Annotated in this window: 19 protein-coding genes; 2 read left to right on the plus strand and 17 right to left on the minus strand. The window is 41.9% G+C overall.

Annotated features, from left to right (window positions below):
• Nucleotides 1-5: 5 nt before the first annotated feature.
• The 15 genes from accC to ACTJJD_RS01890 all read right to left on the minus strand — a co-directional run bounded on the left by accC (nucleotide 6) and on the right by ACTJJD_RS01890 (nucleotide 10,707).
• On the minus strand, nucleotides 6-1,355 hold the full coding sequence (accC, locus tag ACTJJD_RS01820) for an acetyl-CoA carboxylase biotin carboxylase subunit (RefSeq protein WP_007501177.1): 1,350 nt from the start codon (nucleotides 1,353-1,355) through the stop codon (nucleotides 6-8).
• 11 nt (nucleotides 1,356-1,366) lie between these two features.
• Nucleotides 1,367-1,849, minus strand: a complete 483-nt coding sequence (accB, locus tag ACTJJD_RS01825; RefSeq protein ID WP_024718862.1) for an acetyl-CoA carboxylase biotin carboxyl carrier protein — start codon at nucleotides 1,847-1,849, stop codon at nucleotides 1,367-1,369.
• A gap of 194 nt (nucleotides 1,850-2,043) precedes the next feature.
• Nucleotides 2,044-2,676 carry a SpoIIIAH-like family protein gene (locus ACTJJD_RS01830; protein ID WP_024718861.1) on the minus strand — a complete coding sequence of 211 codons (633 nt, stop codon included), beginning with the start codon at nucleotides 2,674-2,676 and terminating at the stop codon, nucleotides 2,044-2,046.
• Entirely contained in the window at nucleotides 2,676-3,311 is a 636-nt protein-coding gene (gene spoIIIAG, locus ACTJJD_RS01835; RefSeq protein ID WP_370539206.1) for a stage III sporulation protein AG, read from the minus strand. The genes ACTJJD_RS01830 and spoIIIAG overlap by 1 nt, the downstream gene beginning before the upstream one ends.
• Nucleotides 3,312-3,339: 28 nt before the next feature.
• Nucleotides 3,340-3,972 (minus strand): stage III sporulation protein AF, encoded by a 633-nt coding sequence (spoIIIAF, locus tag ACTJJD_RS01840; protein ID WP_440608050.1) that lies wholly within the window; start codon nucleotides 3,970-3,972, stop codon nucleotides 3,340-3,342.
• 14 nt (nucleotides 3,973-3,986) lie between these two features.
• A complete protein-coding gene (gene spoIIIAE, locus ACTJJD_RS01845; RefSeq protein ID WP_017357967.1) occupies nucleotides 3,987-5,180 on the minus strand; it encodes a stage III sporulation protein AE in 1,194 nt (397 codons plus the stop codon).
• A 19-nt stretch (nucleotides 5,181-5,199) separates the two neighbouring features.
• Nucleotides 5,200-5,613 carry a stage III sporulation protein AD gene (gene spoIIIAD, locus ACTJJD_RS01850; protein WP_440600066.1) on the minus strand — a complete coding sequence of 138 codons (414 nt, stop codon included), beginning with the start codon at nucleotides 5,611-5,613 and terminating at the stop codon, nucleotides 5,200-5,202.
• A complete protein-coding gene (spoIIIAC, locus tag ACTJJD_RS01855) occupies nucleotides 5,610-5,816 on the minus strand; it encodes a stage III sporulation protein AC (RefSeq protein WP_003153142.1) in 207 nt (68 codons plus the stop codon). Before spoIIIAC ends, spoIIIAD begins: the two co-directional genes overlap by 4 nt.
• Before the next feature lie 19 nt (nucleotides 5,817-5,835).
• On the minus strand, nucleotides 5,836-6,351 hold the full coding sequence (spoIIIAB, locus tag ACTJJD_RS01860) for a stage III sporulation protein SpoIIIAB (RefSeq protein ID WP_007501189.1): 516 nt from the start codon (nucleotides 6,349-6,351) through the stop codon (nucleotides 5,836-5,838).
• Nucleotides 6,345-7,268, minus strand: a complete 924-nt coding sequence (spoIIIAA, locus tag ACTJJD_RS01865; protein WP_440608051.1) for a stage III sporulation protein AA — start codon at nucleotides 7,266-7,268, stop codon at nucleotides 6,345-6,347. The genes spoIIIAB and spoIIIAA overlap by 7 nt, the downstream gene beginning before the upstream one ends.
• 66 nt (nucleotides 7,269-7,334) lie before the next feature.
• The gene (locus tag ACTJJD_RS01870; RefSeq protein ID WP_017367580.1) at nucleotides 7,335-7,616 is read right to left on the minus strand and encodes a YqhV family protein; all 282 of its coding nucleotides are present in this window, start codon (nucleotides 7,614-7,616) and stop codon (nucleotides 7,335-7,337) included.
• Between the two features lie 369 nt (nucleotides 7,617-7,985).
• Nucleotides 7,986-8,543: an elongation factor P gene (efp, locus tag ACTJJD_RS01875; protein WP_440608052.1), complete on the minus strand. Its 558-nt coding sequence runs from the start codon at nucleotides 8,541-8,543 to the stop codon at nucleotides 7,986-7,988.
• Nucleotides 8,544-8,568: 25 nt separating this feature from the next.
• A complete protein-coding gene (locus ACTJJD_RS01880) occupies nucleotides 8,569-9,630 on the minus strand; it encodes a M24 family metallopeptidase (protein WP_007501193.1) in 1,062 nt (353 codons plus the stop codon).
• On the minus strand, nucleotides 9,627-10,070 hold the full coding sequence (gene aroQ / locus ACTJJD_RS01885) for a type II 3-dehydroquinate dehydratase (RefSeq protein ID WP_007501195.1): 444 nt from the start codon (nucleotides 10,068-10,070) through the stop codon (nucleotides 9,627-9,629). Before aroQ ends, ACTJJD_RS01880 begins: the two co-directional genes overlap by 4 nt.
• A 109-nt stretch (nucleotides 10,071-10,179) precedes the next feature.
• On the minus strand, nucleotides 10,180-10,707 hold the full coding sequence (locus tag ACTJJD_RS01890) for a YqhR family membrane protein (protein WP_035390792.1): 528 nt from the start codon (nucleotides 10,705-10,707) through the stop codon (nucleotides 10,180-10,182).
• A 221-nt stretch (nucleotides 10,708-10,928) separates the two neighbouring features.
• Between ACTJJD_RS01890 and ACTJJD_RS01895 the strand changes: the two genes are divergently transcribed.
• Together ACTJJD_RS01895 and ACTJJD_RS01900 are read left to right on the plus strand one after the other, a co-directional pair.
• Entirely contained in the window at nucleotides 10,929-11,885 is a 957-nt protein-coding gene (locus ACTJJD_RS01895; protein ID WP_017357970.1) for a DUF1385 domain-containing protein, read from the plus strand.
• Nucleotides 11,886-11,923: 38 nt separating this feature from the next.
• Nucleotides 11,924-12,319, plus strand: a complete 396-nt coding sequence (locus ACTJJD_RS01900; protein ID WP_024422959.1) for an SA1362 family protein — start codon at nucleotides 11,924-11,926, stop codon at nucleotides 12,317-12,319.
• Here ACTJJD_RS01900 and ACTJJD_RS01905 read toward each other — a convergent pair.
• Together ACTJJD_RS01905 and mntR are read right to left on the minus strand one after the other, a co-directional pair.
• Complete coding sequence (locus ACTJJD_RS01905; RefSeq protein WP_440608053.1) at nucleotides 12,316-13,191, minus strand: patatin-like phospholipase family protein; 876 nt, start codon at nucleotides 13,189-13,191, stop codon at nucleotides 12,316-12,318. The two genes, ACTJJD_RS01900 and ACTJJD_RS01905, sit on opposite strands and share 4 nt — an antisense overlap.
• 103 nt (nucleotides 13,192-13,294) lie before the next feature.
• On the minus strand, nucleotides 13,295-13,729 hold the full coding sequence (mntR, locus tag ACTJJD_RS01910) for a transcriptional regulator MntR (protein ID WP_003215946.1): 435 nt from the start codon (nucleotides 13,727-13,729) through the stop codon (nucleotides 13,295-13,297).
• Nucleotides 13,730-13,784: the final 55 nt, after the last annotated feature.

The raw sequence follows: 13,784 nt of genomic DNA on the forward strand, positions 1-13,784 counted from the left end.
TGTTATTATTTCATAATTTGATATGTTTCTAAAAACTTCGTATTAAAATTACCGCTCACAAATGTTTCGTGCTCTAGTAATCTGAGGTGGAATGGAATCGTTGTGTAGACTCCTTCAATGACGAATTCTTGAAGCGCACGTTTCATTCTTGCAATTGCTTCTTCTCTCGTTTTACCATATGTGATCACTTTCGCAATCATACTATCGTAATATGGCGGAATCACATAACCAGGATAAGCGGCAGAATCAACACGTACTCCTAAACCGCCTGGCGGAAGGTACATTTTAATTTCACCAGCAGAAGGCATGAAATTTTTCTCAGGGTTCTCTGCATTAATACGACATTCAATCGCCCAGCCTTCGTATACGACATCCTCTTGCGTAAGGGAAAGCTTTTCACCTGAAGCTACTTTGATCTGTTCTTTGATCAAATCAACACCAGTGACCATTTCCGTTACAGGATGCTCTACTTGGATACGTGTATTCATTTCCATGAAGTAAAACTTCTCTTCATTATAATCGTAAATGAATTCAACCGTTCCGGCACCTGTGTATTCAACAGCTTCGGCTGCTTTTACGGCAGCTTCACCCATTTGCTCACGAATATCTGCATTTAGTGCAGGTGATGGCGTTTCTTCCAGTAGCTTTTGCATTCTTCTTTGGATAGAACAATCACGTTCACCTAAGTGAATGGTATTCCCATGCTGATCAGCAAGGACTTGAATTTCAACGTGTCTAAAGTCTTCAATGAATTTCTCCAAATAGACACCTGGGTTCCCGAAGTTTTGTGCTGCTTCCTGCTGCGTGATGGTGACACCGTTAATGAGCTCTTCTTCTGTGCGAGCCACACGGATACCTTTACCACCGCCGCCTGCAGTTGCTTTAATAATGACAGGATACCCAATACCAGCTGCTGTTGAAACAGCATCATCAAGATCTTTTACAATTCCTTGAGAACCAGGGACAATTGGAACTCCAGCTTGCTTCATTGTTTCTCTTGCCACATCTTTCGTTCCCATTTTGGAAATTGCTGACGCAGTTGGTCCAACAAAGATGACATTACATTCCTCGCAAAGCTCTGCAAAGTCTGCATTTTCAGCAAGGAAACCATATCCTGGATGGATGGCATCTGTACCTGTTAGTTTTGCCACGCTGACAATATTTGTCACATTTAAATAACTATCTTTTGAAGCAGTCGGTCCGATGCAATATGCTTCATCAGCCATTTGAACATGCAGCGCATCACGATCTGCTTCAGAAAATACCGCAACTGTTTCAATTCCAAGCTCTTTACAAGCACGGATGATTCTAACTGCGATTTCTCCTCTGTTTGCAATTAATAGCTTTTTAATCATGATCGTACTCCTTACTCTGCTTTCACTAGAAAGAGGGGTTGTCCGAATTCTACAAGCTGACCGTTTTCAGCTAATACTTCGACGATTTCGCCTTTTACTTCTGCTTCGATTTCATTAAACAGTTTCATCGCTTCAACGATACATACAACTGAGTTTTCCTTCACTTTAGAACCTGTTGTCACATATGGATCTGCTTCTGGTGAAGAAGAAGCGTAAAATGTGCCAACCATTGGGGATGTGATTTTATGCAGGTTTTCAGACGCGGCTCCCTCTTGTGCAGGGGCTTCGGTCTGAGCTGGAGCTTGTGCTTTAGGAGCTTGTTGAGCTGGAGCTGCTTGGACAGGAGCCACTGGTGCTTGTGCCGCAACTTGCTGAACGACTTCTTTATTTTTCTTTAACTTGATTTTTGCACCTTCATTTTCGTACGTAAATTCATCAATTGTTGATTCGTCAATTAATTTAATTAGTTCATGAATCTCTTCAATTTTTAACATGGATTTGCACCCCTATGTATGGATTTATCTTTTTTTATAGGCTAGTACTAAAAGTACATACTATAACCATCTTACAGGAGGATTTCGTTGAATTCAACTATTAATGTGATGAGACACCTCGCGCAAGCACCTGAAAAAGGGCGTCAACCCGCATGAAAAAACGCCCTTTTCAGAAAAGGGCGCTTGTGCATTTTTTATTGATTCGATGGCTCAAAAGTGACGGCTACGTTATCGAGCCCTCTCATTTCTTTTGTGACCAAATCAATAATATCTGCTGCTTGGGACTTTGATTTTTTATCAGAACGAACCGTGATGTTCACTTTATCTCCTTCTGCACTGACGAGCGCATCTTTATATCCTTTTGTTTTAATTAATGTCTCCAGCTGGCGCTCTGTTCCTTCTGCCTCACTAAGCGCTGTCATTTGATCATAAGCTTCACTTTTTTCTTGCGCTGTTGCATCATCGCTAGACACGATTTCGTTATACTCTTCACGCTGCTTGCTGCGCTTATCTTCCAGTTCAAGTCTGTAGGTTGTGAAAAGTTCATCGTCGGTCTGCTCTGATACAGCCTTTCCTTCTTCTCCACTTGTTTCAACATCTTCTTGTTTCGCATTGGTTTCTTTGTCAGTTGACTTCTCTTCTGCGTTCTTTTCGGTTCCTTTATCAGTCCCTTTTTCTGGCTCAGCCTTTTTCTCTTCCATTCCTTTTGATTTTGTATCTTCTACTGTCACAGCATTCTCACCTTGTGGGGACATGATATAGTACACACTTAATACGACAACTAAACTTAGCATCGTTAATAGCCAAACCGTTTGTTTTTTTAACATCATTCCGAATCCTCCTTGATTTTTTTAGGGGCAACAGCCACTCTATGGCTCGGTACATCAAGCACTCGTGTAACCGCTTCAATGATGGTTTTCTTTATTTGAACGTTGTCTACTCCTTGAGCAACAACGAGGACACCTCGAATGTCTGGCTTTTTCGTTTGGACAACAACAGGTGTTTCTTCATTGCCATTTTTAATAATGACAATTTCTTCTTCTTTTGTTTGATCCGTGACACTTCGCACGCCGCCTTCTTTGTCTGTTTCCTCGGTCGTAGTGCTTTTATTGGATTTGTTTTTTTCAAACACTTTTAAAGAAGTTGCGTCTACATTTACTACGATAGAAACATCCTCAACACCAATGATCGTTTCTAAAATCTCTTTCAGCTGATTTTCGTATTCTTGTTCAACATCCTCTATCGAGTTGTTTGACTTACCTGAAGAGGATGGTTTGAACACCGCCTGCTCTTCTGAGGATGTTTTTTTAGACGCAGGAACAGCAGCCTCTTGTTTGCTTGATGGCGGTGACAAAATTTGACTGACTAACATGAATGACACGCCGATGATGAAGACAAGCAGTAAGTAATGGTGCTTCGTTAATTTTGGTTTCCCTTCACCTTTTTCAGGTGCTTGGAACATTGATTTCAGTTTTTGTCTCCAGTCTTTGTTATTCATGATCTGCTGCGTCACCTCCCTCAATGTTGAGCGCAATGTGTTCAGGCCGTGTATTCCAAACATCTGCAAGCGTCTCTTTCACCCTCGCCATCTCTTTTGCTGACGTCTCGGCGCTTTCCTCCTTTTGCCTGGAGAGATCAATGTCGACCTTTGCCACCGTTTCTACAGCATCACCTGTGAGCGGGACAAGGACTGCTTTGATGCGAAATTGATCTGCCTCCATATTCTGATCAAGGTGCTCCTCATCTGCCAACACTTCTACGTGTTTCATTTCATAGCTCTCCTTCTCCAGTGGCTCCTTTGCGCTTTTTTCTAGTTGGACAGCCATTTGCTTTAAAATATATGCACGCTGTGAAGCTTGTATTTCTTTTTTTTCTAAATTCACCTGATTTTTTATTTCTTCTGATTGCGCTTGGTCCTTCCCTTTCATGATTTCTGAGAAAATTTGGTCCGGATCTGCCCGGAATAACGCAAAGATCGGATTGAGCATCACCACAATCAACAATAAGCTGACGACCATTTTTGCATACTTCTGCATGCTTGAATTGGGAAGCAAAAGATCAATCACAATCGCAAATAAAATAAACAGAATAATACTTGTGATCCATTCTGTGAGAAAACTCAAATGGTGTCCCCTCCTTACTTCATCATCATGGTGAGGTTGCCAGCTGTGATGATAACGGTAATGCTTAAAAAGAACATAAGCGATACAACAGCTAATGCAGCAAATATATAAAGAACACTTTTTGAAATGACATCAAGGCAGCTTATAATCGGCCCGCCCCCTAAAGGCTGAAGAATCGCAGCGGCCAGTTTATAAATCAGAGCGAGCGACAGCACTTTAATCGCTGGGAAAGCCGCAATTGAAATCAAAATGGCGACGCCTACAAGGCCAACCGTATTTTTCAGCAGCACAGAGGCGCTGATAACGGTATCTGTCGCATCAGTAAACATTCTGCCAAGGACAGGGATGAAATTTCCGGTAATAAACTTGGCTGTGCGAAGAGCGATTCCATCCGTGATAGCAGCAGATGCCCCCTGTACAGAAATGACGCCGAGGAATACAGTTAAAAAAACAGCGAGCCCGCCAATGGCGACATTTCTTAACAGCTGGGCAAGCTGGGTCACTTTGTATTGTTCGGTCAATGTACTGACGATGCTCAAGATCGCTGATAAAAAGATGAGCGGAAGAACGACATATTGAATAAAAACACCGCTCGTGTTCATTAAAAACAAAATCACAGGATGAAAGAATCCGGCTGAGACAAGCCCGCCTGATGAGGCAATAAGTGCTAATAAAAGAGGAATAAGAGCAAGAATAAAACTAGTCATCGTTTGAATGGCTTCTGTTGCATAAGAGATCGCAACATGAAAACTGTTTAATGCAATAATGATAAGCACCATATAAACAAGAGCGTATGCAACTTTACTAACAGTGCTTTGTTCAAACGCATTTTGCAAAAGCTGCAAAAGCGAACAAAAGATGGTGAGTAATATAAGTGTGCCTAAGAGCTTTCCATTGGCAATCAGCTCATGAAACAGATAATGAACAAAAGCCTTCAGCCACGTTTGGGGAGATAGCTCTTTATCGCCATCGATCATTTCCTTCACTGTACCTTTTTGGCTTTCAGGCAGAAATCCGCCATACTCGTCCAATATCGTTTCCCAAAAGTCACTGATAGAATGAAGCTCTAAGGCATCAGCCTGTCCACCCGCAACTTCTTCTGCGACCGGTTCTTCACTTGATAAAGGCACACTTTCTTCTGCACCTGCATACGGAACGATCATCCAAAAGAACATCATAAACCCTAGCACAGCTGTCACCCGTTTCATCATCATCACCTCTTTTCCATCAAGTCATGGACGGGATCATACCTAGGATCGTCTCAATGATGACCGTTAAAATCGGTACCGCCATGACCAAAATAAGAATCTTGCCGCCAAGCTCTATTTTTGAAGCGATGGCGCCTTGTCCCGCATCCTTTGTGAGCTGGGCACCAAATTCTGCAATATAGGCAATGCCAATGATTTTCAAAATGGTTTCAACGTATTTCATATTGACGCCTGCGCTTGCTGCAATTTTTTCAATCATGGAGATAATGGCATAGATTTGATCGATTAGATAAAGGAAAATGACACACCCAGTAAACACAATAAGCATAAAGGCGAAGGTTGGCTTTTGTTCTTTGACAATTAATGCTAGAAAAGTAGCGATTAAACCAAGTCCAACAATTTGAATGATTTCGATTTGTAAGCCCTCCCCTATCCTTGAAATAGAAATACGGCTTTAATCTTCTTAAACAAATCATCCACAATGGTAGCAACCATAAATAAAATGTAGATAAATCCAAGCAGTGTCACCCACTGTGCGTACTCTTTTTTCCCCATTTGATCTAAAATCGTATGGAGAAAAGCCACAACGATACCCACTCCCGCAATTTGGAAAATGACGTTTACATCAACGCCCATGCTCTCGACTCCCTTCTTCTCACATCAATAACAGAATCAGTAGTAACCCACTTAGAAAACCAAGACTTCTCACCATTTTTTCATTTTTCGCTTGGGCAACTTCAGCTTCTTTTTCCTCTGATTCCAAATGGCCTAAAGCTAGCTTGATATATTTTTGCTGAGCCGTCACATCATGCTGACCAAGGGTTTCTCCAAAGTGCTTCAGCGCCTCATATTCGCCTTTTTTTAATACGGTTTTTTTCCATACATCCTCTAGACTTTCATTCCATGCATGCCTCGCAGAAAAGGTTCCGACGTTGAGTTTTTCTGCAAATTGTTCAAATAGCCGATTCACAGGTGGTCCTACTTGGGACGCAATTTGGTCAGCGGCTCTAGCTAAAGGTGTTTGACCATACATAATTTCAGCTTCAAGAGATTGGAGTGCAAACCGGAGCTGGCGGATTTGCTTTGGCCGATCACTGTACCGCTTCGCAAACTCGAATCCTCCCCATGTCGTAGCCGCAACAATGAAAATAGCACCAATAAGCTTTAACATACGTCCACTCCCCGCCTCCTCTTCAGCTCTTGTCCCTCTTGGTCAAATATCCGTCCGATCGTGCCAGGCCCCTTTTCTCTATTTAATTCCACATATCGATCAAACACACGAAGCTGCCATAACGGTTCAAATGATGGCCGTTTAGATAAGTCTTCAAGAGAATACCCATGAGCTGAGACGATAATGGTGACTCCAGCATGGATTGCTTCTAGCAGTGCCTGTACATCTTCACTTTTTCCGATTTCATCGACAATGATGACTTCTGGGCTCATGGACCTGATCATCATCATTAACCCTTCAGCCTTTGGGCACGCATCAAGTACATCAATCCGGTGTCCAAAAGAATGCTGCGGCACTCCTCTTATACAACCTGCGATTTCAGATCGTTCATCTATAATCCCTGTTTTTCTAGGAGAAATGGCTGTTGTTCCTGTACTGACAAGACGTGCTAGATCACGCAGCAATGTCGTTTTCCCGGTTTGCGGCGAACCTATAATCAGTGTGTTACACCAATGTTTTTCATATAAATAAGGGAGAAACGGCAAAGCAATTCCGATCTTCTCTTTTGCGATGCGAATATTAAATGAAGAAATATCTCTTAAGCCTTTGACGAATCCATTTTCGACGATGACCTTTCCAGCAAGCCCAACCCGATGTCCGCCAGATATGGTGATATAGCCCTGTTTTAACTCTTCCTCAAGTGTGTACATGCTGTAATTACTGAGCCTGCCTAATAGCTGAGCCGCATCTTCACCTGTTGTATAATAGGAAAGAAAGCGGGGTTTTCCTCCTTGCATCAGCTCAATTGGGCGATCGGTGCGAATGCGGATTTCTTCTATTTGCGCCCACTCTGCTTCTTTTAACATGCTGAGTTCTTGTCCAATTGAGTGCGGGAGAATATCCAACAAACTCCGCAACGAATTCCCCTCCTTTTTTTCTTCTCTAAAATGTATGATGCATGCCGTTAATTATGCCAAGCCATTTCACTTATAAATTCCAACAAGAATAAATACGACACCAATGAAAATAAACACAAGCTTCGCATAGGATAACTGCCCTGCAATTTGATAGATTCCAATCGTCATCGTGATAATAAAAATGAGCGGCCCGATAATCGCTAATATACTATTGATGACAACCGCTTTACGCACATCATTTGTCACTAAAATGAGGATGGCGGCCGTCAGTTCAATCGCGGCAGATAAAAACCTCATCCCAGCCATGGCAGCAACTGATGGGTGTATACCCGGGAGAAATTGTTTCATATAGAACCTCCAGCTTTTTTTACACTATATGCTTCACTAGCTAGAAGTAGTCTTGTTTTTCAAAAGGAAGAGAGATGGATGAGAGAATAGAGTAAGGGGTGTCATAACGAGGCGTCCTATTTTTCCAAATAAAAAAAGACTGTAAACACGAGGTTTACAGTCTCAGATAGTTGACAAAGGGCTAAAATGAACTTCATTAGCCCTTTGTCTTCTTTTCAGCGTGATAGAAAACCTTTGCAGTCTAGGAAGAACGAGCACTGGAGCGAATTTGACATTCGTGAGCCCCAGCGCGCAGGACTGCGGGCGAATGCGAGGGTTTGCCTACACGCTGAGACTGTAAACACGAGGTTTACAGTCTCTCTCCGTTCATTACGCTCTTGAAACGTATGAACCGTCAGATGTATTGATCACTAGTTTATCACCTTGGTTCACAAAGAAAGGAACGTTCACGATTAAACCAGTTTCTGTTTTTGCAGGTTTTGATCCACCTGATGTTGTATCGCCTTTAATACCAGGCTCTGTTTCTATTACTTCTAGTTCTACAGTGTTTGGAAGTTCTACTCCAAGTGTTTCATCACCGTACATGACGATTTGAACCGACATATTTTCAAGCAAATATTTCAGCTCATCTTTGATTTGCGCTTCGCTTAGTTCAAGTTGTTCGTATGAACTTGTATCCATGAATACATGCTGATCGCCATTTGCATATAAATATTGCATTGTTTTTGTTTCAATTTGCGCTTTCGCTACTTTTTCACCTGCACGGAATGTTTTCTCTTGAATCGCACCTGTACGCAGGTTACGCAGTTTCGAACGGACAAACGCTGCGCCTTTTCCTGGTTTTACGTGTTGGAAATCCACTACACGCCAAATACCGCCGTCCACTTCAATTGTCAGGCCTGTACGAAAATCGTTTACTGAAATCATTTTGTCATCCTCCTACATTTCACCATCATAATATGATAAGTTCTTTCGGTGAGTGGGTCAATCGTTTATTGCCGTCAGCTGTCAGGACAATATCATCCTCAATTCTCACGCCGCCGACATCCGGCAAGTAAATGCCTGGTTCAACTGTCACAACCATTCCCTCTTCTAACACGACATCTGAGCGTGAGGAAAGGCCAGGTGCTTCATGTACTTCCATACCAAGCCCATGTCCAGTCGAATGCCCGAAGTATTGACCGTAGCCATACTTTTCAATGATGTCTCGTGTGATGCGATCAGCTTCTTTTCCTGTTAAGCCTGGCTTGATTTTATCCACACCAGCGTTTTCTGCTTCTAATACGATATGATAAATTTCCTTTAATTTGTCGCTTGGTGTTCCTACAGCAATAGTTCTTGTCATGTCTGAACAATAGCCTTTATAATAGGCACCGAAATCCAGTGTCACCAAGTCGCCAGATTCAATCACCTTTTCGCTCGCTCTCCCGTGTGGCAGGCTTGAACGAACGCCAGAGGCAACAATCATATCGAATGAAGATCCTTCTGCCCCTTCTTTTCTCATGAAAAATTCAAGCTCGTTCATGACTGCAATTTCTGTCAGGCCCGGCTTGATGTACGTGAGAATATGATCAAAGGCATGATCTGCAATCTTCGCAGCTTCCTCTAATATCTTAATCTCTTCATTAGACTTAATCAAGCGCAACTTTTCAACTGATTCCGAGACTGGAACAAGCTCGATACCGCTTGCTTTTCCCGAGTACTGCTGGTAGGTGGCAAATGTCATATGGTTTTGTTCAAAACCAAGACGTTTCACCCCAAATTCGTTTGCCGTTTGGACAGCAGTTTCCACAATGTTTCCTTTATGTTCAATGATGTCATAGCCCTTTACTTGATCCTTGGCTTGCTCCGTGTAACGAAAATCCGTAATAAAGGCGGCTCGATCCTTTGAAACGATGGCAAGACCGGCTGATCCAGTAAAACTCGTCATATAATGTAAATTAAAGCTGCTCGTAATCACTAAACCATCTATGTCTAATTCGGCTAAAAGTTTTCTTAGTTTTTCAAGTTTCATGATACTGCTCCCCCTTCACTGACTAAATAACGAATCGCCAATTTATATCCTTCTAAACCAAGTCCAACGATTTGACCTTGGCATACTGGAGCAAGAACCGAATGATGGCGGAATTCCTCTCTCTTATGAACATTTGTGATATGTACTTCGATGACAGGTAACGTAATACTTGCAATGGCATCTCTCAGTGCATAGCTATAGTGGGTAAAAGCACCCGGGTTAAACACGACGCCATCGTACTGATCTTCTGCTTCATGGAGCGCATCGACCAGATCTCCCTCGTGATTCGATTGAAAGAACGTTAATTGAATATTTGCTCTTTCTGCAAACTGAAACAAATCCGTTTCTAAATCTGTTAGTGTTTTACTTCCATAAACTCCTGGCTCTCTCTTGCCGAGCCTATTTAAGTTGGGCCCATTCAGCACTAGAAAATGAGGCATATGACCACTCCTTCACCCTAATTCACTCTATATCGATGTCTGTTTCTTTTTCCTTAGAAACCTTTCGTTTCCAAAAATAATTTTATCATATGAAAGGTGGATTTACACTTTATTCTGTCTTTTTCCCGAGTGCCCTTGCAAGCTTCTGACTCGTTAATTCATTATATTCAAATGAAATACTGTACCCGACAAACATGCCATATAAAATATATAGGCAAAATGTCGTCACAATGGTGCTTTGCTGCAAATCTTGCACTTGCTTCACATCGGGGAATATAGGATTAAATACATAAAAAACAAGCAGCCACAAAATTGCGCCATAAATCAGTCCCATCCAAAAACCTTTGATTCGTTTGAGCAGTCCATAATAAATAAAGGCTGCTCCAATAGATAAAATCCCTAAAAGTACAATACTCATAAATGTACCAAGTCCGCCTTTTTTCCATTCACCAAGCACAAATGGCTGCAACAGCATATTTGGACTCACCTCTGAAAAATGAAACATATGGGTCAGAAATCCGATAAAGCCCCAAAAAACTCCGCCGACAAAACCTGTAGCTGCTGCCCTTGCCACCATTGAAGACGTTTGTACTGATTGATTTTTTTCTTCTTGGTTTTTCTTTTCATCACGTTTCATATGAACACCTCCAGCAAGTAGTATGTCCAAAATGTCATGAAAAAAAAGGATTTCCGTGCGAGAGTGTAAAATTTTTATAACAGGGTATACTGGCTAAAAAGAGGTAGATAGAATTCTAGTAGATAATCGACCTGTGAGCTAGTGATTTCCCCTCTTTTCCTGTACAATAAAGGTATAAGGAAATGCATGTAAATTACAGGAAACAGGCAGGTTGATGAAATATGTCCAATCAAACAAAACCTCCAGCATATGGAGGGCAGGCAGTTGTGGAAGGTGTCATGTTCGGAGGTAAAATGAACTATGTGACAGCGATTCGGCGTAAGGATGAGTCGATTGAGTTTTTAAAGCTTCCCCGGACCTCCAATAAACGAACCGCCTTTCTTAAGAAAATCCCTTTTGTCAGGGGTGTTGCTGCACTTGTTGAAGCAAGCGCAAACGGCAGTAAGCACTTAAACTTCTCCAGCGAGCGCTATGACTTAGATCCTTCTGAAGATCATTCTCTTGAAAAAGAACAAAAAAGCTCGAAATTATCAATGATCTTTGGCATTGCTGTGATCGGAGTTCTCTCTCTTCTTTTTAGTAAATTTGTCTTTACTTTAGTGCCTGTCTTTTTAGCCGAACTTGTGCGTCCGGTGTTTTCTGGAAACTTCGCACAAATTGCAGTGGAAACATTCTTTAAATTGATCCTGTTATTAGGCTATATTTACTTTATTTCCATGACCCCTTTAATTAAAAGGGTATTTCAATATCATGGGGCAGAACATAAAGTCATAAACTGCTATGAACAGAATCTTGACATCACAGTGGAAAATGTCCAAAGCCAATCTCGCCTGCATTATCGATGCGGCAGCAGCTTTATTTTATTCACTGTCATTGTCGGCATGTTCGTCTATTTACTCGTACCGACAGATCCTTTGTGGGTGAGAGTTCTGAATCGCTTGGCGCTTATTCCGGTTGTTCTGGGCATTTCATTTGAAGTGCTTCAGCTCACAAACAAACTCCGTGACGTGCCAGTGCTTAAAGTGCTTGGCTATCCTGGCCTTTGGCTGCAATTGCTCACAACAAAAGAACCCTCTGATGATCAAGTCGAGGTAGCCATTGCAAGTTTTAATGAACTTCTTCGTTTAGAGGAAGCATCTGCGAAACAAGCATCAGATTCTGCTCATCAAGTGATCTAGTTTATAAATCCGGTAAATTCTTTCGGAGGTGGACAGTTATGAATCGCCGAGTACATCCTGCTTTTACCATTATTTTCGCTTTAGGTGTTTTGGGATTTGTGTATTTACTCACAACGAATCCAGGCAGACTCTTTACGATGCTGCTATCAGTTGTGATCATTGGAGCGGTTCTATTTTTCTTATTTAGATGGCTGATGAATCGAAGAACTGGAACAGAAGGAAATCTTTATCGTAAAGCAGTCAAACAATCAAAACGTCGCTACCAGCAGCCTAAACCAAAAACGAAAAGCCAGATGAAAAACCGGGTCACTCATTTGCGAAGCGTGCCGACTGACCACAAGTCTAAGCCCGTCCTTCTCAAAAAGAAAAGCCAAACACATTTGACAGTCATTGAAGGCAAGAAAAACAAAAAGAAAAATCGCGCCTTATTTTAAAATGTCCAGCTCTTTAAAAATTGCTCGGCCTTCTGTCTGCCTAGATCGACGAGCGCCTTTTTCTTTTCTGTCATGAGATGAAAATCAGTGGCAATGACGTGTTCTACAGGGATAAAAATAATATGACGTTCGTGTTTTGTGGCAATATGTCTTTCGTCATGAGCACCACGCATCGTTTCAAATAGAGCGCCAAACAGTTCAAACGCATTGCGGATGGAATGTTGAGGGCGTTCTTTTTCGTTTGGGGTTAATGTGACACCGACAAACGGTCTTTTTTTCTCTTCAGCAAAAAGCCAAATCGGAAAGTTGCTGAGCACGCCGCCATCCACGATGGTACAAATTCCTTTTGAAGACCTCAGTTTGACAGGTTCGAAAAAATACGGCAAACTGCAGCTCATCCGAATGGATCTGGCAACAGAAAACCGTTCTGGATTTAACCCATAGGAAGGAAGGTCATCTGGAAGGACGAGGATTTTGCCATTTGTTAAATCAGAAGCGACGATTTTGAGCGTATCTTTTTTCAGATCCCCAAATACGGTGACGCCTTTTCGTTTTAACACGTCTGTCAGCCATTTTTCTAGACGGTCACCTTTGTAAAGGCCAAGACGCCAATAAATAGACACCCACCTGAGCATTTTAAACGGGATGAATTGACACCTTCGGTCAAGCAATTGATGCTCATCCATTTCGTCTAACAGCTCCCGAATCTCCTGACTCGTAAAACCCGCTGCGATGAGTGAAGCAATGATCGCTCCCGCACTTGTTCCAGCGAGACGGACAAATTGAAACCCTCTTGCTTCAAGCGCTTCATAGGCGCCTGCAAGTGCTGCACCCTTAATGCCTCCACCTGAGAACACACCATCTATCTTCATCAAGGAGCCCCCTTTTCTGTCACACTATTAATAGTGTAGGAGCATTTGCCTTTCATTAGAACTATATTCAAAAAGGACACCCATGCTAAGGGTGTCCTTTTTCTTAAGATTCTTGATTTGTTTGTTCGTTTTTCTTTTGAATCGCTTTCAGCTGAACGGATCGCTCATCGTTTTCTTCAAAGAATTGGACGAGGTCGCCGATGCGGTCAATGCTGTTCCAGCTGAGATGATGCTCAATACCTTCTACATCATCATAAATTTTCTCTTCATCTACACCAATGATTCTTAAAAATTGCTCTAGCAGTTCATGTCTGTATACGAGACGTTTTCCAATTTTTTTGCCTTTCGGGGTTAAAATTAGACCACGATATTTCTCATAAATGAGGTATTCATCTTTATCTAGCTTCTGAACCATTTTTGTTACAGAGGAGGGATGGACAGCGAGGGCTTCTGCAATATCAGATACTCTTGCATATCCTTTTTCTTCTATCAGCATATAAATTTGTTCAATATAATCTTCCATACTAGGTGTAGTCATAAAACCCCTCCAAAATGCACCTTTACTTAATAATCATAACAATTCTACACCATCG

Source organism: Bacillus sp. 22446 (assembly GCF_052044955.1).
Lineage (GTDB): Bacteria > Bacillota > Bacilli > Bacillales > Bacillaceae > Bacillus > Bacillus altitudinis.

Coding starts and splice junctions, on each gene's coding strand:
- ACTJJD_RS01905 (WP_440608053.1), bottom strand. CDS start 13,191: ATGAAGATAGATGGTGTGTTCTCAGGTGGAGGCATTAAGGGTGCAGCA.
- spoIIIAB (WP_007501189.1), bottom strand. CDS start 6,351: ATGTTAAAGCTTATTGGTGCTATTTTCATTGTTGCGGCTACGACATGG.
- ACTJJD_RS01900 (WP_024422959.1), top strand. CDS start 11,924: ATGAATCGCCGAGTACATCCTGCTTTTACCATTATTTTCGCTTTAGGT.
- aroQ (WP_007501195.1), bottom strand. CDS start 10,070: ATGCCTCATTTTCTAGTGCTGAATGGGCCCAACTTAAATAGGCTCGGC.
- ACTJJD_RS01895 (WP_017357970.1), top strand. CDS start 10,929: ATGTCCAATCAAACAAAACCTCCAGCATATGGAGGGCAGGCAGTTGTG.
- efp (WP_440608052.1), bottom strand. CDS start 8,543: ATGATTTCAGTAAACGATTTTCGTACAGGCCTGACAATTGAAGTGGAC.
- ACTJJD_RS01870 (WP_017367580.1), bottom strand. CDS start 7,616: ATGAAACAATTTCTCCCGGGTATACACCCATCAGTTGCTGCCATGGCT.
- ACTJJD_RS01830 (WP_024718861.1), bottom strand. CDS start 2,676: ATGTTAAAAAAACAAACGGTTTGGCTATTAACGATGCTAAGTTTAGTT.
- ACTJJD_RS01890 (WP_035390792.1), bottom strand. CDS start 10,707: ATGAAACGTGATGAAAAGAAAAACCAAGAAGAAAAAAATCAATCAGTA.
- spoIIIAG (WP_370539206.1), bottom strand. CDS start 3,311: ATGTTCCAAGCACCTGAAAAAGGTGAAGGGAAACCAAAATTAACGAAG.
- accB (WP_024718862.1), bottom strand. CDS start 1,849: ATGTTAAAAATTGAAGAGATTCATGAACTAATTAAATTAATTGACGAA.
- mntR (WP_003215946.1), bottom strand. CDS start 13,729: ATGACTACACCTAGTATGGAAGATTATATTGAACAAATTTATATGCTG.
- spoIIIAC (WP_003153142.1), bottom strand. CDS start 5,816: ATGGGCGTTGATGTAAACGTCATTTTCCAAATTGCGGGAGTGGGTATC.
- spoIIIAE (WP_017357967.1), bottom strand. CDS start 5,180: ATGAAACGGGTGACAGCTGTGCTAGGGTTTATGATGTTCTTTTGGATG.
- ACTJJD_RS01880 (WP_007501193.1), bottom strand. CDS start 9,630: ATGAAACTTGAAAAACTAAGAAAACTTTTAGCCGAATTAGACATAGAT.
- accC (WP_007501177.1), bottom strand. CDS start 1,355: ATGATTAAAAAGCTATTAATTGCAAACAGAGGAGAAATCGCAGTTAGA.